The sequence below is a fragment of the Pseudonocardia hispaniensis genome (genome assembly GCF_042658695.1).
GTDB lineage: Bacteria > Actinomycetota > Actinomycetes > Mycobacteriales > Pseudonocardiaceae > Pseudonocardia > Pseudonocardia hispaniensis.
Genome location: NZ_JBHSQW010000009.1, coordinates 45461 through 62113 on the forward strand (window position 1 = coordinate 45461; position 16653 = coordinate 62113).

Here is a 16653-nt window from a genome sequence, read left to right on the forward strand (position 1 = left end):
TCCGGGCGTGGACCCCCACCGCAGGGCTGGCGCCCCACCGGCACCCGGGGCCGCACGGTGAGCTCGCGCCGCCGCGCCGCACCTGAACGGACCAGGCCCGTTCGGCCGCATCTCGACCGCCGATCAGGGCAATTATCCGGCTCCAGCCGTTCTGACGTGTGCCCGATCCCGGCTGCGGGTAGGTCCCCGTTCGACCCCATCCGGGGCCATTCCATCGCGCCACGTCGGTGATGCCACGGTCATCCGTTCCGCTCTGGGTCTCCAGCCCGGGCGCGACGTCGATCGGCCGCCGGCAACCGACATGAGGAGATCCAGTGAAATGTGGAGCGCGGATAGCCCTCGGCGTCGCCGGCGGCTACCTGTTGGGGCGCACCAAGAAGATGAAGCTCGCGCTGATGTTGGGGGGTCTGGCGGCGGGCCAGCGCGCCGGCGGAGCGGGCGAGATCCTGGCCCAGGGCACGAAGCTGATGAAGGCGTCTCCGGAGCTCACCCGGCTGGTCGGCGAGGTACGCGGCCGGCTGCTCGACGCCGGTAAGGGCGCCGCGCTGACCGTGGCGACCCGACAGGTCGAGTCCCTCACCGACAAGGTGGGACAGCGCGTCGAGTCTCTCGGTGACCTCGGGAAGGCGCGTCGCAAGCGGGCCGAGCCAGAACCCGAGCCAGAACCCGAGCCAGAACCCGAAGCCGAGGCCGAGGAGGACGAGGAGTTCGCCGAGGCCGACCAGGCCGATGACCAGGCGCCGCCGCGCCGCCAGGCCCGGGGCGCACGCGCGACCTCCGGTTCGAGGCCCCCGAGGCAGGCCGCGACCCCCAAGCGCGCCGCCTCGTCGGCGGCGGGCGGCACCGCTCGCGCGGGCAGCGCCGTTCGAAGGAGCACCCGTCCCTCGCGGAGTGACGACGATGGCTGAGACAACCACCTCCCGGGCGCGGGAGGCCACCTCCCAGGGGCAGCCCGGCGACGGGCTCAAGGAGGCCGGGCAGCGGCTGCTCGGTCTGCTCGTTCAGCGAGCGGCGCAGGCCGCGACGGACCGCGTCGACGAACTCGTCACACGCCTCGACGGCGTCGCCGAGAACGGCCTTGCGAGCCTCACGGCACGACCCGAGGACAGCTCCGGATCCGAGGGTGGGCCGGGGCTCGGCGCGAAGCTCGGCGCGGGGGTCAGCGCCCTCAAGGAGAAGATCAAGGGCGTTGTCGGCGGCGGCCAGGACGGTTCCGGCAAGAAGCTCAAGGTCACCAACATTGTCGAAAGCATCGACGTGCCGCTTCCGCTGCGGACGACCTACGACCTGTGGACCCGGTACGAGGACTTCCCCAGCTTCATGAAGAAGCTCGAGAACGTCGACCGCGAGTCCGACGAGAAGTCCCAGTGGAAGGCGCAGGTCTTCTGGTCGCACCGCACCTGGCAGGCGACGGTCATCGAGCAGGTCCCCGACTCGCACATCGTGTGGCGGTCCACGGGGGCCAAAGGCCACGTCGACGGCGGCGTCAGCTTCACCGGGATCGGGCCGAACCTCACCCAGGTGCTGCTGGTCCTGGAGTACTGGCCGCAGGGCCTGTTCGAGCGCACCGGCAACCTCTGGCGGGCTCAGGGCCGCCGGGCCCGGTTGGAGTTCAAGCACTTCCGCAGGCACGCGATGACCAACGTTCTGCTCCACCCGGAGAAGGTCGAGGGCTGGCGCGGTGAGATCCGCGACGGCGAGGTCGTCACGACGCATGAGGAAGCCCTGGAGCAGGAGCAGCGCGCCCAGGGCGACGAAGCCGGTACCGAGCCCACGCACGAACCCGAGGAGTCCGCCGCGCAGACGGAGGAACCGGCCGAGGAGCCCACGGAGGAGACCGGCCGTGCGGACCGGCGGTACGAGGACGAGGAGGCCGAGGAGGCCGAGGAGGCCGAGGACGACTACGACGAGGGCTACGACGAAGACCACGACTATGACGAGAGCGACGACTACGACGAGGACGAGGACTACACCGAGGACGAGGACGAGGACGACGAGGAGCAGCCGCGCGGCGACGGGCGGGCCGCTCGCGAGGACGAGCCCGCGCCCACCCGCCCACGAAGGAGCCGATGACCGATGTCGATAGCGACCGTGTCGGGCGGCGGCGGCCACGTCGAGCGCGCCTCCTCCGGTGGCCGCGGGGGCAGCCTCGCGGACGTCGTCGAGCTCATCCTCGACAAGGGCCTGGTCATCGACGTGTTCGTCCGGGTCTCGCTGATCGGGATCGAGATCCTGACCATCGACGCCCGCGTGGTCGTGGCCAGCGTCGACACCTACCTGCGGTTCGCCGAGGCGACCAACCGGCTGGACCTCTACGAAAAGGGCGGCAAAGGCCTCACCGACGTCGTCCAGGGCGTCACCGAAGGTGGGATGAAGGCCGGCGCCAAAGGCAAGACCGCGGGAATGATCGAGGCCGCGGCCGACAAGATCGGAGACGTTCTCGACGGGATCCGGCAGGAACCGGAGGAGTCCGAGGAGTTCGAGGAGGCGCCGCGGCGGCGACCGCGACAGCGTGCCCGGGAGCGCGAAGAATGATCCCCACCTATGTGTACGGACTGGTGGCGGCGGACACCGCCATTCCGGACGGGCTCACGGGACTCGGCCCGTCGGGCACCATCTCGACGATCACGCACGGGAAGCTCGCCGCGATCGTCAGCGATGTGCCCACCGAACGCCCGCTGGGCACCCGCGACGACCTGGTCGCTCACGAGTCCGTGCTCGACGCCGTGGCGGCGACCGCCGGCGTCCTGCCGCTGCGGTTCCCCGCCGTCGTCGACGAGCAGGGCGTGGTGGCGGAGCTCCTCGAGCCGCACCACGACCACTTCGTGGAGATCCTGGCCGGGCTGGAGGGCCGCACGCAGTTCACGCTCAAGGGTCGTTACGAACAGGACGCGGTGCTGCGCGAGATCCTCGAAGAGGACTCGCAGATCCGGGAGTTGCACGAGACGGTCCGCGAGCTGCCCGAGGACGCTGCGTACTACGACCGCGTCCGGCTCGGTGAGCTCATCGTCGGAGAGCTCGAGCGGCGGCGCCAGGACGACGCCGTGGCCATGGTGGAGCGACTGCGGCCGACCGTCGACGACGTCGTCGCCAACCAGCCGGCCAACCCCGACGACGTGATCAACGCGGCCTTCCTGGTGGAACGCGCCCGCCAGCGGGAGTTCGAGGACGCGGTCGAGGACCTGGGTCGCGAGCAGGCCGGACGAATGCGGCTGCGGCTGCTCGGCCCGTTGGCCCCATACGACTTCGTCCCACGGGAGTGAGCCGATGGGGCTGCTGACCGGGCTGCTCGGCCTGCCGCTGAGCCCGCTGCGGGGGGTCCTGTGGCTGGCGAAACGGATCCACGAGCAGGCGCAGGAGCAGTACTACGACCCGGCGCGGATCCGGACCCAGCTGGAGCAGATCGACGAGGCACGCCGCACCGGCGAGCTCTCCGAGAACGAGTGCGCCGAGCTGGAGAACGAACTGCTGCAGCGGCTGATGTACCGCAGGGAGTGATCTGCACGGAGTGGACGCACAGCAGAAAGCGGAAGCACAGTACGGCGTAGCGGCACAATGCTCCGCCAGCAGAGGTGAGGTCCGATGACGCGGGGGGGACTACCGGTCCCGGGCCAGGCCACCACCACGGCGCGCCGACCGGAGTCGGCCAACCTGGCCGACATCCTCGAGCGCGTCCTCGACAAGGGAATCGTCATCGCCGGGGACATCCGGGTCAACCTGCTCGACATCGAGCTGCTGACGATCAAGATCCGGTTGCTGGTCGCCTCGGTCGACAAGGCCCGGGAGATCGGTATCGACTGGTGGGAGCGCGACTCGTTTCTGAGTTCGGGACGGCCCGACCTCGCCGGCGAGAACCGGCGGCTCCGGCGGCGGATCGAGGCCCTCGAGGCGCGCGCCGGCGATCGGGACGGGGCCAGGCCGGGGCGGCGACGGGCGCCCGAACAGGCACGCACCAAGCGGGCCGCACCGGACCCCGAGCGAGCCGAGCCCAGGCGCGCAGACGATGCCTGACGACGCGGTGTACGTGTACGCGATCGGCGATGCCGGTCTCGCCGCGGCCCTTCCGGGGATCGCCGGGGTCAGCGGAGCACCACTGCGCGCCGTCGGGTCCGGGGCGCTGGTGGCCGTGGTCAGCTCGGTCGACACCGCCGAGTTCGGCGACGAAGCCCTGCCGCGCAATCTGGAGGATCTCGGCTGGCTCGCCGACACCGCCCGCGCGCACCACACCGTGGTCGATGCGTTGGCTCGCCGCCACTCGGTCGCGCCGGTGCGGCTGGCCACGGTCTATCTCGACGACGCCAACCTGCGGACGATGCTCGACCAGCGGGCAGCCGCGTTCGGCGCCGTGCTCGACCGGATCCGCGGGCGCACCGAATGGGGGGTGAAGGCATTCGTCATCCCGCCGTCCGCCGATCGGCACGCCGCCGAGCAGCAGCCGTCGGTTCCGAGCGGAACCGGGGCAGGCCGGGCCTACCTGATGCAGCGCCGGGCCGCCCGTGACCGGGCCGCCGAGGCGCGCCGGTCGGCCGTGGATGCGGCCGGGCAACTGCACGAGGAACTCTCCCGGCTCACCGTCGCGAGCCGGCACTACCCGCCCCAGGACCCGCAGCTGACGGGATGCCGCGACGAGATGGTGCTCAACGCCGCCTACCTCGTCGACCACGCCGGGGAGGCGGCCGTGCGCGGGCGGGTCGAGCGGCAGGGGGCGCCCGGACTGAGGCTCGAGCTCACCGGCCCCTGGGCGCCGTACTCGTTCGCCACCGTGGAGCAGGTGTGACACTCGCCGGAACCGCCGACCAGGTCGCCCTCGTCGACATCCTCGATCGGCTGCTCGCCGGCGGCGTCGTGATCACCGGCGAGCTCACCATCGCACTCGCCGAGGTCGACCTGGTGCATATCTCGTTGCGTGCGCTGATCAGCTCGGTCCAGACGCTGGTGGACGGGGACCCCGAGTGACCCGGCTGCCCGCTCGCATCGCGACCGACCCCGAGTCGGTGGCCCGCGACCTCGGTCGGCTGGTCCTCACCCTCGTGGAGCTGATCCGCCAGCTGATGGAGCGCCAGGCGCTGCGCCGGGTGGACGCCGGGGACCTGCCGGAGGAGACGGTGGAGCGGCTCGGGCTCGGCCTGATGCGGCTCGAGGAGGCGATGAGCGAGCTGCGGGAGCATTTCGGGCTCCGCCCCGAGGATCTCAACCTCGACCTCGGTCCGCTCGGTCCGCTGCTCCCCCCGCCCGTCGATGCACCGGAGCCGGTCCGCGATCAGGAACCCGATGCGGCCCGCGACGACCCCGGCGGCCCGGCGGTGCCGGACGTGCCGACGGCGTGACACCGGGGGTCGACGTCCTCGCCCGGGGCGGTCAGGCGGGCGAACCGGTCCAGGTCGATGTTCCCGCCGCTGACGATCACCCCGACCCGCTGCCCCGCGAGCCGACCGGCCTGCGCCAGGGCGCCGGCGAGGGCCAGGCAGCCGGTCGGTTCGACGATCAGCTTCATCCGGGTGGCGAAGAACCGCATGCAGTCCACGAGCTCGTCGTCGGAGACCGTGAGGATGTCGTCGACGCCGTCGCGGATGATCGCGAACGGGTAGTGTCCGAGGTGTTGGGTCTGCGCGCCGTCGGCGATGGTGCGCGGCACGTCGATGTGCACGATCGTGCCGGTGCGCAGCGAGCGCTGCCCGTCGTCGCCCGCGGCGGGCTCCACCCCGTAGATCCGGGTGCGCGGCGATCGGGCGCGCGCCGCGAGCGTCGCCCCGGCCAGCAACCCACCCCCACCGAGGCAGACGAACAGCGCGTCGAGCTCACCGACCTCGTCGAGCAGCTCGAGGGTGGCGGTGCCCTGCCCGGCGATGACGTCGGGATGGTCGTAGGGCGGGATCAGTGCGCAACCCCGGTCGCGGGCGAGCGCGGCGCCGAGCGTCTCGCGGTCGGCGGTGTACCGGTCGTAGCTGACGATCTCGGCGCCGTAGCCACGGGTGGCCGCGAGTTTCGCGGCGGGCGCGTCGGTGGGCATGACGATGACCGCGGGGATGCCGAGCTCGCGCCCGGCCAGCGCGATGGCCTGGGCGTGGTTGCCCGAGGAGTAGGTCAGCACCCCGGCCCGGCGCTCCTGCGCGTCCAGCCGGGACAGCGCGGTGTAGGCACCCCGGAACTTGAACGCCCCGGCGCGCTGCAGGTTCTCACATTTGAGGAACAGCCGGGCGCCGGTGCGCCGATCGAGGGTGCGGGAGGTCAGCACCGGGGTGCGGTGCGCAATCCCGGCGAGGATCCGCGCCGCGTCCGTGACGTCGGCGAACGTGGGGACGGGACGCGCATCGGTCACGGTGTCTCCCTTCCCGGCGTCGTCCGGCCGAGGGTAGCGGCCCGAGCCGATCACCGTCTGGGCGCGCCGAGTAGGCTCGCGGCCGATGAGGCGCAAGCTCCGGTCGCCGCTGCCCCAGCGGCACGGCCTCGACGCCGTCCGGCTCCGGACGCCCGCGGACGGTCCATGGGCGACGATGCGCGATCACCTGGTCGACCGGCTCCCCCGCGTCTCCCCGGCCCGGATCGACGCGATGCTGCACGAACGGCGGATCGTCGGACTGGACGGCCCGGTGGCCCCGGACGCGCCGTTCGTCCCCGAGATGTTCCTGTGGTTCCATCGCGACCTGCCCGACGAGCCGCCGGTCCCGTTCGAGATCGGCATCGTGCACCGCGACGAGAACCTGCTGGTGGTGGACAAGCCGCATTTCCTGGCGACGATCCCGCGCGGCCGCCACATCCTGGAGACCGCTCTCGTGCGGCTGCGCCGGGAGCTCGACCTGCCCGACCTGAGCCCGGCGCACCGGCTGGACCGGATGACAGCGGGCCTGCTGATGCTGGTGATCCGCCGCGAACACCGGGGCGCCTACCAGACGTTGTTTCGCGACCGCCGGGTCGGCAAGACCTACGAGGCCATCGCCCCGCACGACCCGTCCCTCGCGCTGCCCCGGACGGTCCGCAGCCGGATCGTCAAGCAGCGCGGCGTGCTCACCGCGCAGGAGGTGCCGGGCCCGCCGAACGCCGAGACCACCGTCGAGCTGCTGGCGCGGCGCGACGGGCTGGGCCGCTACCGGCTCACCCCCGCCACCGGCCGCACCCACCAGCTGCGCGTGCACATGGCCGGACTGGGCGTGCCGATCCTGGGCGATCATTTCTACCCGGTGCTGCGCGACAAGGCCCTCGACGACTACAGCCGTCCGCTGCAGCTGCTGGCCGCGGCCCTCGAGTTCACCGATCCGATCAGCGGGACGCCGCGGCGGTTCCGGACACGGCTGTCGCTGCAGGCGTGGACGTCCCATGCGGACTGGTTGGCCGCCGCCTGACGGCGGCGCCGCCGACCACCGATACCCGCCGCACCTGGTACTGCGAACGCCACGACACGGTCCGTCAGGGCTTCGCCATCCGGGTGAAGCCCTCCGGGATCAGCAGGTCGTCACGCACCAGCTCGTGGATCGACGCCCGGCCGAGGCCGAGCAGGGCCTCGTCGATGCCGCTGCGCAGGATCTGCAGCACGTTGCTGACGCCGGCCTCGCCACCCGCGGCCATCCCCCACAGGTAGGCGCGCCCGACCAGCACCGCCTTCGCGCCCAGGGCCAGCGCCTTCACCACATCGCTGCCCCGCCGGATGCCCCCGTCCAGCAGCACCTCGACCTGGTCGCCCACGGCGTCGACGACGCCCGGCAGCGCCCGAATCGACGCCGGCGTGCCGTCGAGGTTGTTGCCGCCGTGGTTGGACACCGAGATCGCCGTGGCACCGGCGTCGACCGCCCGCCGCGCGTCGTCGGGGTGGATGATCCCCTTGATCGCGAACGGCCCGTCCCACTGCTGGCGAAGCCAGGCAATGTCCTCCCAGGTCGGCAGGGGGGTTCCCATCCATTCGCCGTACGCACCGAAGAACGTCGGCGCGGGCTGGCCGGGCAGCGCGAGGTTCGGCGTTGTGAGGTCCGGCAGCCGCCCGGCACGCGCGAAGTCCAGCAGCCACCGCGGCCGCATGATCCCCTCCGGCGCGAACCGGAGCATCGCCTTCAGGTCGAGCCGCTCGGGAATCAGCGGACTGCCCCAGTCGCGCCGGGTGGCGAACGTCCAGTCCAGCGTGATGATCAGGGCCTTCGCCCCGGCCTTCTTGGCGCGCTCGGCCCGCGCCAGGATCACCTCGCGCGAACCGACCCAGTACATCTGGAAGAACGTCTTCGGGTTGACCGCGGCCACGTCCTCGATCGACCGGCTGGCGAACGAGCTCAACCCGATCGCCGTGTCCGCCGCGGCGGCGGCCCTGGCGACGGCGACCTCGCCCTCCGGGTGCACGGCCTGCACCCCCGTCGGCGAGATGATCACCGGGAACGAGATGTCCTGGCCGAGCACCGTGGTGGCTTGGTCCCGGGTCCGCGGCAGGTCCGCGATATGCGGCCGCAGCCCCAGCTCGCTGAACGCGTTCACGTTGTCGCTCAGGGTGAGGCCCTGTTCGGCGCCCGCGACCAGCGCCAGGTACACCGACTTGGGCAGCCGCTTCTTGGCCCGGCGCTGCGCCTCGGCGACCGTCTCGAACCACTCCTTGCTGCTTGCCATCCCTGTCCCCTCGCAGCTCCCGCCGGCACGTCGCGAGGAAGGCTACCTTTTTCGGCACTCGGTGTCACAATCACCGCGTCACTGTGCCCGATCGGGCCGGTCCCGTACCTACCCGATCGTCGAGGTCAGTCGTCCGGCGGGGAAGCGGCGAAGTCGGGCGAGTCCGGATCCACCGCCCGGTGCCGCCCCTCCTGCAGCCCGCGCTGGTAGGAGGCCAGCCGCATCCGCACGAGGTCCGGGGCCCGGTCGGCCGCCCCCACGTGTGCGGTCGTCGCCGCGCGCCGCGGCGGGGCCACCATCTGCTGACCCGGCCGACGCCGCGGCAGACCGCTGGAGGTCAGCGACGACACCTGGTCCGCGCGGCTCGCGCGCTCCGCGGCTGCGCGCCACTCGGCGTCGCCCTGGGAGCTCCAGTCGAGGGGCTCCGCACCGCGGCCGCGGCGGCCGCCGGAGCGGTTCGGCCGCTCGAACCACGCCGACGCGACGGCCGCGTAGATCGGGGTGTCGGACAGGTCGTCGGCAGGTTGCGGCGCGACCTCGTCCAGCGGACCGAACAGCTCGTCGACACCGCGGGCCGCCGGCGGCGGGTCGAACGAACGCTCGACATGCGGGCGGTCCGGCTCGACGGACCGAGCCGGACCCCGGTCGCCGAGCAGCCGGGACGGGCAGTGCACGGCCCCGACGAGCGCCAGGCCCAGCGGTGCCTCGACGCCCGGGTCGGGCACCAGGCCCACCCGAAGGCCGCAGCTGTGCGCCAGTCGCGCGGCCACGAACACGCCGATCCGTTCTGCGGCCAGCGGTCCCTCCGGAAGTCCGGTGGTGAGCCCGCGTTCGAGATCCGCCGCCTCGTCCGGCGCCGGCCCGGCCCCCGGTGCGAACACCTCGACCACCAGCCCACCGTCACCGCTGCGGCGGCTCACCACCTCGATCCGAGCCCCCGGTGAGCGACTGGCGGTCGCCTGCCCCAGCAGCTCCGCGAGCACCAGGACCAGACCGCCCGACGTCGGCGCCACCACGGCAGCCTGCGCCGGGGGCGCGACCACGATCCGCCCCGGCTCGTCCGCGGCCGACACCGCCTCCCGCAACAGATCGGCGAGTGGCACCGCCCCGCCCGCCGCCGATCCGGCGGCCGCGCCGCTCAGCGCCAGCAGGGTCTCGCTGTCGCGGCGGATGCCGCGCAGCGAGGCACCGAGCGCGGCGAGGTCGGCCAGCGCGCCGGGCCGCGTCTCGTTGCTGCGCAGCCGCTCGGCGAGCACCGCCTGACTCTCGGCCCGGGCGCGCAGCCGGCGCACCACGCCGAGCAGGACCTCGTCCACCGGGGCCGACGCGGCAGGCGGCTCCGGCGGTTCGGAGCGCGTGGGCCGCAGCGGGGTCACGTCGGCCCACAGATCGGCCATCTCACCCGGATCGGAACCAGGCCCTGTGTCTCGCACCACGGCGTCCCTCCGAAACTGCTCGCGCGATCGCACCTGCCCCGCCCGGTCGAGCTGAGCCGGGACGCACGGGTGGCGGTGGGGAGCTGCGATCCGGCGTCGTGGAACCAGCAGGTTACCGCGCCCGGGTTCGCAGCCGACCGGTCAGGGCACGGCGGCGCAGCCGGAACCGGCCACCGATCCGCGGCGCCTGCGATGAGTCCGGAGGCCGCCGACGGTCCTACCCTCGACAGGCCTGCTGCCAGCAGGTCGACGAGACGCTGGAGGTCACTGATGAGCGGAGTGCGCGTTCTCGTTGGGACCCGCAAGGGCGCGTTCGTCCTGAGCTCGGACGGCAAGCGCCGGCACTGGGAGGTGGCGGGCCCACATTTCCCGGGGTGGGAGATCTATCACGTTGCGGGCTCGCCCGCCGACCCCGACCGGCTCTACGCCTCGCAGACGAGCGGCTGGTTCGGACAGGTGGTGCAGCGTTCCGACGACGGCGGCGCGAGCTGGGCCCCGGTCGGCAACGAGTTCGGCTACGACGGCGCCCCGGGCACCCACCAGTGGTATGACGGCACCCCCCATCCCTGGGAGTTCGCGCGGGTGTGGCGCCTCGAACCGGCTCCGACCGATCCGGACCTCGTCTATGCGGGAGTCGAGGACGCCGCGCTGTTCCGCTCCGTCGACGGGGGACGGACCTGGCAGGAGCTACCCGGGCTGCGCGGTCACGGCTCCGGGTCGAGGTGGCAGCCGGGCGCGGGCGGGATGTGTCTGCACACGATCGTCCTCGACCCCCGCGACACCGGACGGATCGTCGTGGCCATCTCGGCGGCCGGGGTGTTCCGCAGCGACGACACGGGCAAGACCTGGCGGCCGGTCAACCGCGGACTGGTCTCCGAGGGCATCCCCGACCCGGACGCGGAGGTCGGCCACTGCGTGCACAACCTGGCGATGCACCCGGCACGCCCGGACGTGCTGTTCATGCAGAAGCATTGGGACGTCATGCGTAGCGACGACGGCGGCGAGTCCTGGCGGGAGATCAGCGGCAATCTGCCGACCGACTTCGGGTTCCCCATCGCCGTGCACGCGCACGAGCCGGACACCGTCTACGTCGTCCCGATCACCAGCGACTCGCACCACTTCCCGCCCGAGGGTCGGTTGCGCGTCTACCGCAGCCGTACCGGCGGCGACGAGTGGGAGCCGCTGACCACAGGCCTCCCGCAGCAGACCTGCTACGTCAACGTGCTGCGCGCCGCGATGGCCGTCGACTCCCTCGACGACTGCGGCATCTACTTCGGCACCACCGGTGGCCAGGTGTACGTCTCCGCCGACGCCGGGGACAGCTGGACGCCGATCGTCCGGGACCTCCCCGCGGTGCTGAGCGTGGAGGTGCAGACGCTGCGATGAGCACCGTGATCCGGGTGGTGCTGCCACAGCATCTGCGCACGCTGGCGCGCGTCACCGGCCCCGTGGATCTCGCGATCGAGGGTTCCCCGACCCAGCGGGCCGTCCTGGATGCCCTGGAGATCCGCTACCCGGTGCTGCGCGGAACCGTCCGCGACCACGGCACGCTGCGGCGCCGGCCGTTCGTCCGGTTCTTCGCGTGCGAGCAGGACCTCTCCCACGACCCACCGGACACGCCGCTGCCCGAGGCCGTCGTGGCGGGCCGGGAGCCGTTCCTCATCGTCGGGGCGATGGCCGGCGGCTGAATGACCGCGACGGCTCGTCGGCGGCTACTCGAACCGGGCCGGGTCGCCCGCCCCGCGGCGGACGACCTCCGGTTCCGACCCCGAGAAGTCGATCACCGTGGTGGGCTCGACGCCGCAGTCTCCGGAGTCGATGACGGCGTCGAGCGCACCGTCGAGCCGCTCCTTGATCTCCCAGCCCTGGGTCAGCGGCTCCGCGGAGTCCGGCAGCAGCAACGTCGAGGACAGCAGCGGCTCGCCGAGCTCGGCGAGCAGCGCCTGGGCGACCCGATGGTCGGGGATCCGCACCCCGACCGTCTTCTTCTTCGGATGCAGCAGCCTGCGCGGTACCTCCTTCGTCGCGGGCAGGATGAACGTGTAGCTGCCCGGCGTCGACGCCTTGATCAACCGGAACACCGTGTTGCTCACGTGAACGAAATGCCCGAGCTGGGCGAAGTCCCGGCACACCAGGGTGAAGTGGTGCTTGTCGTCCAGGTTGCGGATCTCGCGGATTCGTTTGAGCCCGTCGGCATTGCCGAGCTGACAACCGAGGGCGAAGCAGGAGTCCGTGGGGTAGGCGATGAGACCGCCCTCGCGGACCAGCTCGACCGTCTTCCCGATCACGCGTCGCTGCGGGTCGACGGGATGCACATCGAAATACCGCGCCATGAGGGGAGCTTAGGGGCCGATCGCACCGGCAGGGACACGACAAGGAGAGCAAACCGCGCAGATTTTCGCGCTGCCGGTTGTGTCCCACTACTACGTGATGTAGAACGGCCATTGTCGGAGCCAGCGTCCGTCTCCAGGAGACGATGAGCATGAGCGCGATCACGACGCCCACCGCACCTTCCGGCGGACCGGGAAGGGCCGGACGCGGCCTCGACGGACTCGATCAACGGTATCGCCTCGCAGCGGGGATGCGCCGGCAGTTCAACAAGGTCTTCCCGACGCAGTGGTCGTTCATGCTGGGCGAGATCGCGCTGTACAGCTTCATCGTGCTGCTGCTGTCGGGGACGTATCTGGCGCTGTTCTTCGACCCCTCGATGACCGAGGTCACCTACCACGGCGTGGTCGACGACCTGCGCGGCCTGCACATGTCCCGGGCCTACGAGAGCACCCTGAACATCTCCTTCGACGTCCGCGGCGGGCTCTTCGTGCGGCAGGTCCACCACTGGGCGGCCCTGCTGTTCGTGGCCGCGATGGTCGCCCACATGTGTCGCACGTTCTTCACCGGCGCGTTCCGCAAACCGCGGGAGTCCAACTGGCTGCTCGGGATCCTGCTGCTGTTCCTGGGGTTCTTCGAGGGCTTCACCGGCTATTCGCTGCCCGATGACCTTCTCTCCGGGACCGGCCTGCGGATCGCCTCCGGGTTCATTCTCTCGATCCCGGTCGTCGGAACGTGGATCCACTGGGCCGTCTTCGGCGGCGACTTTCCCGGTGACATCATCATTTCGCGCTTCTACATCGTGCATGTGCTGGTGATTCCCGGGCTGCTGCTCGCGCTGATCGCCGTGCACATCGGGTTGGTCTGGTATCAGAAGCACACACAGTTTCCCGGTCCCGGCCGTACCGAGAACAATGTCGTCGGTATCCGGATCCTGCCTGCGTTCGCGGCCAAGGGCGGGGCGTTCTTCGCCGCCACCACCGGCGTCATCGCGATCATGGGCGGGATCTTCCAGATCAACCCGATCTGGAACTTCGGGCCCTACGACCCGGCGGAGGTCTCGGCAGGCTCCCAACCCGACTGGTACGTGCTGTTCACCGAGGGAATGCTGCGGATCTTCCCGCCGTGGGACATCCATCTCGGCAACTACGTCATCCCACCGGCGTTCTGGGCCAGTCCCGCCTTCCTCCCGGTACTCTACGTGCTCGCCGCCGCGTATCCGGCGATCGAGCGCCGGTTCACCAAGGACACCGCGCTGCACAACCTGCTGCAGCGGCCCCGCGACGCGCCGGTGCGAACCGCGCTGGGCATGATGGCCATCGCGTTCTACGGCGTGCTGGTACTGAGCGGGGCCAACGACGTGATCGCGTACTTCTTCGACGTCTCGCTCAACGCCACCACCTGGGCGGGCCGGTTGGGCGTCCTGATCGTGCCGCCGATCGTCTACTGGGTGACCTACCGGATCTGCATCGGGCTGCAGCGATCCGACCGGGCGGTGCTCGAGCACGGCATCGAGACCGGCATGATCCGACGGCTTCCGCACGGCGAGTTCATCGAGGTGCACCAGCCGCTCGCGGGGACCGACTCGCACGGCCACCCGATCCCGCTGGAGTACCAGGGTGCCCCGGTCCCCAAGCGGATGAACCAGCTCGGCCTGGCGGGCGCCCCGGTGTCCGGCTCGCTGCTGTTCCCCGATCCGGCCGGGGAGAGCGCGGCCCTGGACCGGGCCCGGGAGGAGGAGGCCAGCGCCGAGGTCGCCGTGCGCGAACGCGCCGCCCAGGAGCGGGAGGCCGTCGAGCAGGAGCGTCGCGCGCTGGCCGGGCAGCCCGGGGACGGCCGGCCGAAGGAACCCACCGACTGATCGCCGCCGCGCTGCCCTCGCACGGCGCGCTCGTCAGCGCATCGCGTCGCCCGGCCTGGCGCCCTCGGGTGGCGCGACGTCCTCGAAGACGGCCCACTCCGGAAACCTGTCACGCGCTCCCGTCCGGACCCGGCACCCGATCAGGGCAGGGTGGCGATGAGATCGCGGATCTCCACCCGTGGGCCGGTGTAGAAGGGCACTTCCTCCCGCACGTGCAGGCGGGCCTCCGCACCGCGTAGATGCCGCATGAGGTCGACGATGCGGTGCAGCTCGTCCGCCTCGAACGCGAGGATCCACTCGTAGTCACCGAGGGCGAAGGCCGGCACGGTGTTCGCCCGGACATCGGGGTAGCCGCGCGCCATGGCTCCGTGCTCGGCGAGCATCTTGCGCCGCTGGTCATCGGGCAGCAGATACCAGTCGTAGGAGCGCACGAACGGGTACACACAGACGTAGCGGCGGGCGTCCTCCCCGGCCAGAAACGCCGGGATGTGGCTCTTGTTGAACTCGGCGGGGCGATGCAGCGCGACCTGGCTCCACACCGGGACCGAGGCCCGGCCGAGCGCCGTGGCGCGGCGCAGATCCGCGTAGGCCGCCTGCAAGGCCTCGATGTTCTCCGCGTGCCACCAGATCATGAAGTCGGCGTCGGCGCGCAGGCCGGCCACGTCGTAGACCCCACGGACGACGACACCCTTGCCCGCCAGCGCGTCCAGGAACTCCTCCGCCTGCGACGCGGCCTCGGCACGGTCCTCTCCCAGCCTCCCGGGTTGGACCTGGAAGACCGACCACATGGTGTACCGGATCGTCTCGTTGAGCTCGTTGTAGTTCAGCCGCGCCATGGCTCCATGCTGCCACGCCCCTCCTCCCCACGGACCGCCCGCCACCCCCCGCGAGTCGGGGTATTCCCGTGCGCGAGTCGGGGTATTGCCGTGCGCGAGTCGGGGTATTGCCGTGCGCGAGTCGGGGTATTCCCGTGCGCGAGTCGGGGTATTCCCGTGCGCGAGTCGGGGTGTCCTACTGGGCGGGCTCGGCCAGCCGCGCCACGACCCGCTCGACCGCTGCCCGGGCCGTCCGCACGCAGGCCGGAACACCGACGCCGTGCAGCGCCGATCCCGCCACCGCCAGCCCGGGGACCCCCGCGACCGCGGCCTCGACGGCCGCGATCCGCGCACCGTGGCCGACCGCGTACTGGGGCAGCCCACCACCCCACCGCTGCACGTGCACGGCGACGGGTTCGGCGGTGATACCGGCGAGCGTCGCCAGATCGGCGCGGACGCGGGCGACCAGTTCGGCGTCGTCGACCTGCAGCGCCGTCGTCTCCCCGAACCGGCCGAGCGACGCCCGCAGCCGGACCAATCCGTCGGTTGCCTCCGGAGCGAGGTGCCCCCACTTGACCGACGAATACGTGGCCGCCTTGATCGACAACCGCTCGCCGGCCGCGACGAGCACACCGGACGCCGACGGCCGCGTGGTGATGTCGGTCGCCCGGTAGGCCAGCGCGACGACCACCGACGACGCAAGGTCGATCTGACCAGCCGCGGCGGCAGCGGCAGGCACGACGCCCTTGAGCAGCCGACGCACGGCGGGTGCCGGAACGGCCAGCACCACCGCGTCGGCCTCGAGGATCTCCGGCGCGGTGGTCGGACCGAGCACGATCCGCCACCAGCCGGTTGCGGTGCGTTCCAGGCCCCGCGCGGTGGTGTTCAGCCGGATCCGGGCCCCCGAGGCCGACGCGAGGGCCTCGAGGAGCACGCGGTAGCCCCCGCGCAGGGCCCCGAACACCGGGCCGGAGGCGACTCGGTCGCGGAAATCCCCCGACTCGCGCACGGGAATACCGCGACTCGCGGAGTCGGCGGCGGCGGTGACGGAGGGGGCGCCGGCATCGAGGGCGGCGGCCAGCGCGGGGATCGTGGCGCGCAGGCCCAGGCCGTCGACGCGTCCGGCATAGACGCCGCCGAGCAGCGGATCGGCGATCCGGTCGGCGACCTCGTCGCCGAACCGGTCGCGCAGCAGGCCGCCCAGTGAGGTGTCGCCCCCGGGTTCCCAGCACAGCGGGCGGTCGGGTTCGGCGGCGACGGCGGCGAGTCCGGCCGGGGAGAGCACGCCGTCCAACCGGGCCGCACTCGTCGGCACCCCGAGCAACGTGCCGGTGGGCAACGGCCTGGTGCGGCCGTCTGCGCGAATGGTGGGCACGGCAGCCCCCGGGTGCACCAGCGCCGCCGTGAGGCCGAGTTCTGCGAGCAACGCCGGGACCTCCGGCTGACGCGCGAGGAACGCCTCGGCGCCCACGTCGAACGGGACGCCCGCGAGGTCGACCGTGCGCAGCACGCCGCCCAGCCGAGCGGCGCGCTCCAGCACGATGATCGTCGCGGCGGGGCCCAGCAACCCACGCAGCCGATGCGCGGCCGCCAGACCGGAGATCCCGCCACCGAGAACCGCGACTCGCAT

18 protein-coding genes and 1 pseudogene are annotated in these 16653 nt (G+C 72.0%); 13 read left to right on the forward strand and 6 right to left on the reverse strand.

Annotated elements, in window-relative coordinates; genetic code table 11:
* Nucleotides 1-314: 314 nt before the first annotated feature.
* The 9 genes and pseudogenes from ACFQE5_RS03410 to ACFQE5_RS03450 form a co-directional block, all read left to right on the forward strand.
* Nucleotides 315-908: a hypothetical protein gene (locus tag ACFQE5_RS03410; RefSeq protein ID WP_379582650.1), complete on the forward strand. Its 594-nt coding sequence runs from the start codon at nt 315-317 to the stop codon at nt 906-908.
* On the forward strand, nt 901-2073 hold the full coding sequence (locus ACFQE5_RS03415) for an SRPBCC family protein (RefSeq protein WP_379582652.1): 1173 nt from the start codon (nt 901-903) through the stop codon (nt 2071-2073). The genes ACFQE5_RS03410 and ACFQE5_RS03415 overlap by 8 nt, the downstream gene beginning before the upstream one ends.
* Before the next feature lie 3 nt (nt 2074-2076).
* Entirely contained in the window at nt 2077-2535 is a 459-nt protein-coding gene (gene gvpJ, locus ACFQE5_RS03420; protein ID WP_379582654.1) for a gas vesicle protein GvpJ, read from the forward strand.
* The gene (locus ACFQE5_RS03425; protein ID WP_379582656.1) at nt 2532-3263 is read left to right on the forward strand and encodes a GvpL/GvpF family gas vesicle protein; all 732 of its coding nucleotides are present in this window, start codon (nt 2532-2534) and stop codon (nt 3261-3263) included. The genes gvpJ and ACFQE5_RS03425 overlap by 4 nt, the downstream gene beginning before the upstream one ends.
* 4 nt (nt 3264-3267) lie before the next feature.
* Nucleotides 3268-3498, forward strand: coding sequence for a gas vesicle protein GvpG (locus tag ACFQE5_RS03430; protein ID WP_379582658.1), 231 nt, complete (start codon nt 3268-3270; stop codon nt 3496-3498).
* An 84-nt stretch (nt 3499-3582) separates the two neighbouring features.
* On the forward strand, nt 3583-4011 hold the full coding sequence (locus tag ACFQE5_RS03435) for a gas vesicle protein (RefSeq protein ID WP_379582661.1): 429 nt from the start codon (nt 3583-3585) through the stop codon (nt 4009-4011).
* Complete coding sequence (locus ACFQE5_RS03440) at nt 4004-4777, forward strand: GvpL/GvpF family gas vesicle protein (protein ID WP_379582663.1); 774 nt, start codon at nt 4004-4006, stop codon at nt 4775-4777. Before ACFQE5_RS03435 ends, ACFQE5_RS03440 begins: the two co-directional genes overlap by 8 nt.
* Nucleotides 4774-4956, forward strand: coding sequence for a gas vesicle protein (locus ACFQE5_RS03445; protein ID WP_379582665.1), 183 nt, complete (start codon nt 4774-4776; stop codon nt 4954-4956). Before ACFQE5_RS03440 ends, ACFQE5_RS03445 begins: the two co-directional genes overlap by 4 nt.
* Nucleotides 4953-5225, forward strand: a pseudogene (locus ACFQE5_RS03450) (gas vesicle protein K); the annotation flags it as partial. The gene ACFQE5_RS03445 and the pseudogene ACFQE5_RS03450, both read left to right, overlap by 4 nt.
* A gap of 35 nt (nt 5226-5260) precedes the next feature.
* Here ACFQE5_RS03450 and ACFQE5_RS03455 read toward each other — a convergent pair.
* On the reverse strand, nt 5261-6319 hold the full coding sequence (locus tag ACFQE5_RS03455; protein WP_379582667.1) for a threo-3-hydroxy-L-aspartate ammonia-lyase: 1059 nt from the start codon (nt 6317-6319) through the stop codon (nt 5261-5263).
* Between the two features lie 85 nt (nt 6320-6404).
* Here ACFQE5_RS03455 and ACFQE5_RS03460 point away from each other — a divergent pair, with 85 nt between their 5' ends.
* On the forward strand, nt 6405-7340 hold the full coding sequence (locus ACFQE5_RS03460) for an RluA family pseudouridine synthase (RefSeq protein WP_379582669.1): 936 nt from the start codon (nt 6405-6407) through the stop codon (nt 7338-7340).
* 64 nt (nt 7341-7404) lie between these two features.
* Here ACFQE5_RS03460 and mftD read toward each other — a convergent pair whose 3' ends face one another.
* Together mftD and ACFQE5_RS03470 are read right to left on the reverse strand one after the other, a co-directional pair.
* Complete coding sequence (gene mftD, locus ACFQE5_RS03465) at nt 7405-8583, reverse strand: pre-mycofactocin synthase MftD (RefSeq protein WP_379582671.1); 1179 nt, start codon at nt 8581-8583, stop codon at nt 7405-7407.
* Between the two features lie 125 nt (nt 8584-8708).
* Complete coding sequence (locus ACFQE5_RS03470; protein WP_379582673.1) at nt 8709-9980, reverse strand: hypothetical protein; 1272 nt, start codon at nt 9978-9980, stop codon at nt 8709-8711.
* Nucleotides 9981-10289: 309 nt separating this feature from the next.
* Here ACFQE5_RS03470 and ACFQE5_RS03475 point away from each other — a divergent pair, with 309 nt between their 5' ends.
* Nucleotides 10290-11405: a WD40/YVTN/BNR-like repeat-containing protein gene (locus tag ACFQE5_RS03475; protein ID WP_379582674.1), complete on the forward strand. Its 1116-nt coding sequence runs from the start codon at nt 10290-10292 to the stop codon at nt 11403-11405.
* Nucleotides 11406-11410: 5 nt separating this feature from the next.
* Nucleotides 11411-11707 carry a MoaD/ThiS family protein gene (locus tag ACFQE5_RS03480; protein ID WP_379583225.1) on the forward strand — a complete coding sequence of 99 codons (297 nt, stop codon included), beginning with the start codon at nt 11411-11413 and terminating at the stop codon, nt 11705-11707.
* A 24-nt stretch (nt 11708-11731) separates the two neighbouring features.
* Here ACFQE5_RS03480 and ACFQE5_RS03485 read toward each other — a convergent pair whose 3' ends face one another.
* A complete protein-coding gene (locus tag ACFQE5_RS03485) occupies nt 11732-12352 on the reverse strand; it encodes an L-threonylcarbamoyladenylate synthase (protein WP_379582675.1) in 621 nt (206 codons plus the stop codon).
* Between the two features lie 149 nt (nt 12353-12501).
* Between ACFQE5_RS03485 and qcrB the strand changes: the two genes are divergently transcribed.
* Nucleotides 12502-14208 (forward strand): cytochrome bc1 complex cytochrome b subunit, encoded by a 1707-nt coding sequence (gene qcrB / locus ACFQE5_RS03490; protein ID WP_379582677.1) that lies wholly within the window; start codon nt 12502-12504, stop codon nt 14206-14208.
* Between the two features lie 140 nt (nt 14209-14348).
* Here the strand turns inward: qcrB and hemQ are convergent, their stop codons facing one another.
* Together hemQ and hemG are read right to left on the reverse strand one after the other, a co-directional pair.
* Nucleotides 14349-15044 carry a hydrogen peroxide-dependent heme synthase gene (gene hemQ, locus ACFQE5_RS03495; RefSeq protein ID WP_379582679.1) on the reverse strand — a complete coding sequence of 232 codons (696 nt, stop codon included), beginning with the start codon at nt 15042-15044 and terminating at the stop codon, nt 14349-14351.
* 175 nt (nt 15045-15219) lie between these two features.
* Complete coding sequence (hemG, locus tag ACFQE5_RS03500; RefSeq protein WP_379582681.1) at nt 15220-16653, reverse strand: protoporphyrinogen oxidase; 1434 nt, start codon at nt 16651-16653, stop codon at nt 15220-15222.

Bases quoted from the DNA above. Each gene is read 5' to 3' on its own strand.
- ACFQE5_RS03415 (WP_379582652.1), top strand. From the start codon at position 901: ATGGCTGAGACAACCACCTCCCGGGCGCGGGAGGCCACCTCCCAGGGG.
- gvpJ (WP_379582654.1), top strand. From the start codon at position 2,077: ATGTCGATAGCGACCGTGTCGGGCGGCGGCGGCCACGTCGAGCGCGCC.
- ACFQE5_RS03425 (WP_379582656.1), top strand. From the start codon at position 2,532: ATGATCCCCACCTATGTGTACGGACTGGTGGCGGCGGACACCGCCATT.
- ACFQE5_RS03430 (WP_379582658.1), top strand. From the start codon at position 3,268: ATGGGGCTGCTGACCGGGCTGCTCGGCCTGCCGCTGAGCCCGCTGCGG.
- ACFQE5_RS03435 (WP_379582661.1), top strand. From the start codon at position 3,583: ATGACGCGGGGGGGACTACCGGTCCCGGGCCAGGCCACCACCACGGCG.
- ACFQE5_RS03440 (WP_379582663.1), top strand. From the start codon at position 4,004: ATGCCTGACGACGCGGTGTACGTGTACGCGATCGGCGATGCCGGTCTC.
- ACFQE5_RS03460 (WP_379582669.1), top strand. From the start codon at position 6,405: ATGAGGCGCAAGCTCCGGTCGCCGCTGCCCCAGCGGCACGGCCTCGAC.
- mftD (WP_379582671.1), bottom strand. From the start codon at position 8,583: ATGGCAAGCAGCAAGGAGTGGTTCGAGACGGTCGCCGAGGCGCAGCGC.
- ACFQE5_RS03470 (WP_379582673.1), bottom strand. From the start codon at position 9,980: ATGGCCGATCTGTGGGCCGACGTGACCCCGCTGCGGCCCACGCGCTCC.
- ACFQE5_RS03475 (WP_379582674.1), top strand. From the start codon at position 10,290: ATGAGCGGAGTGCGCGTTCTCGTTGGGACCCGCAAGGGCGCGTTCGTC.
- ACFQE5_RS03485 (WP_379582675.1), bottom strand. From the start codon at position 12,352: ATGGCGCGGTATTTCGATGTGCATCCCGTCGACCCGCAGCGACGCGTG.
- qcrB (WP_379582677.1), top strand. From the start codon at position 12,502: ATGAGCGCGATCACGACGCCCACCGCACCTTCCGGCGGACCGGGAAGG.
- hemQ (WP_379582679.1), bottom strand. From the start codon at position 15,044: ATGGCGCGGCTGAACTACAACGAGCTCAACGAGACGATCCGGTACACC.
- hemG (WP_379582681.1), bottom strand. From the start codon at position 16,653: ATGCGAGTCGCGGTTCTCGGTGGCGGGATCTCCGGTCTGGCGGCCGCG.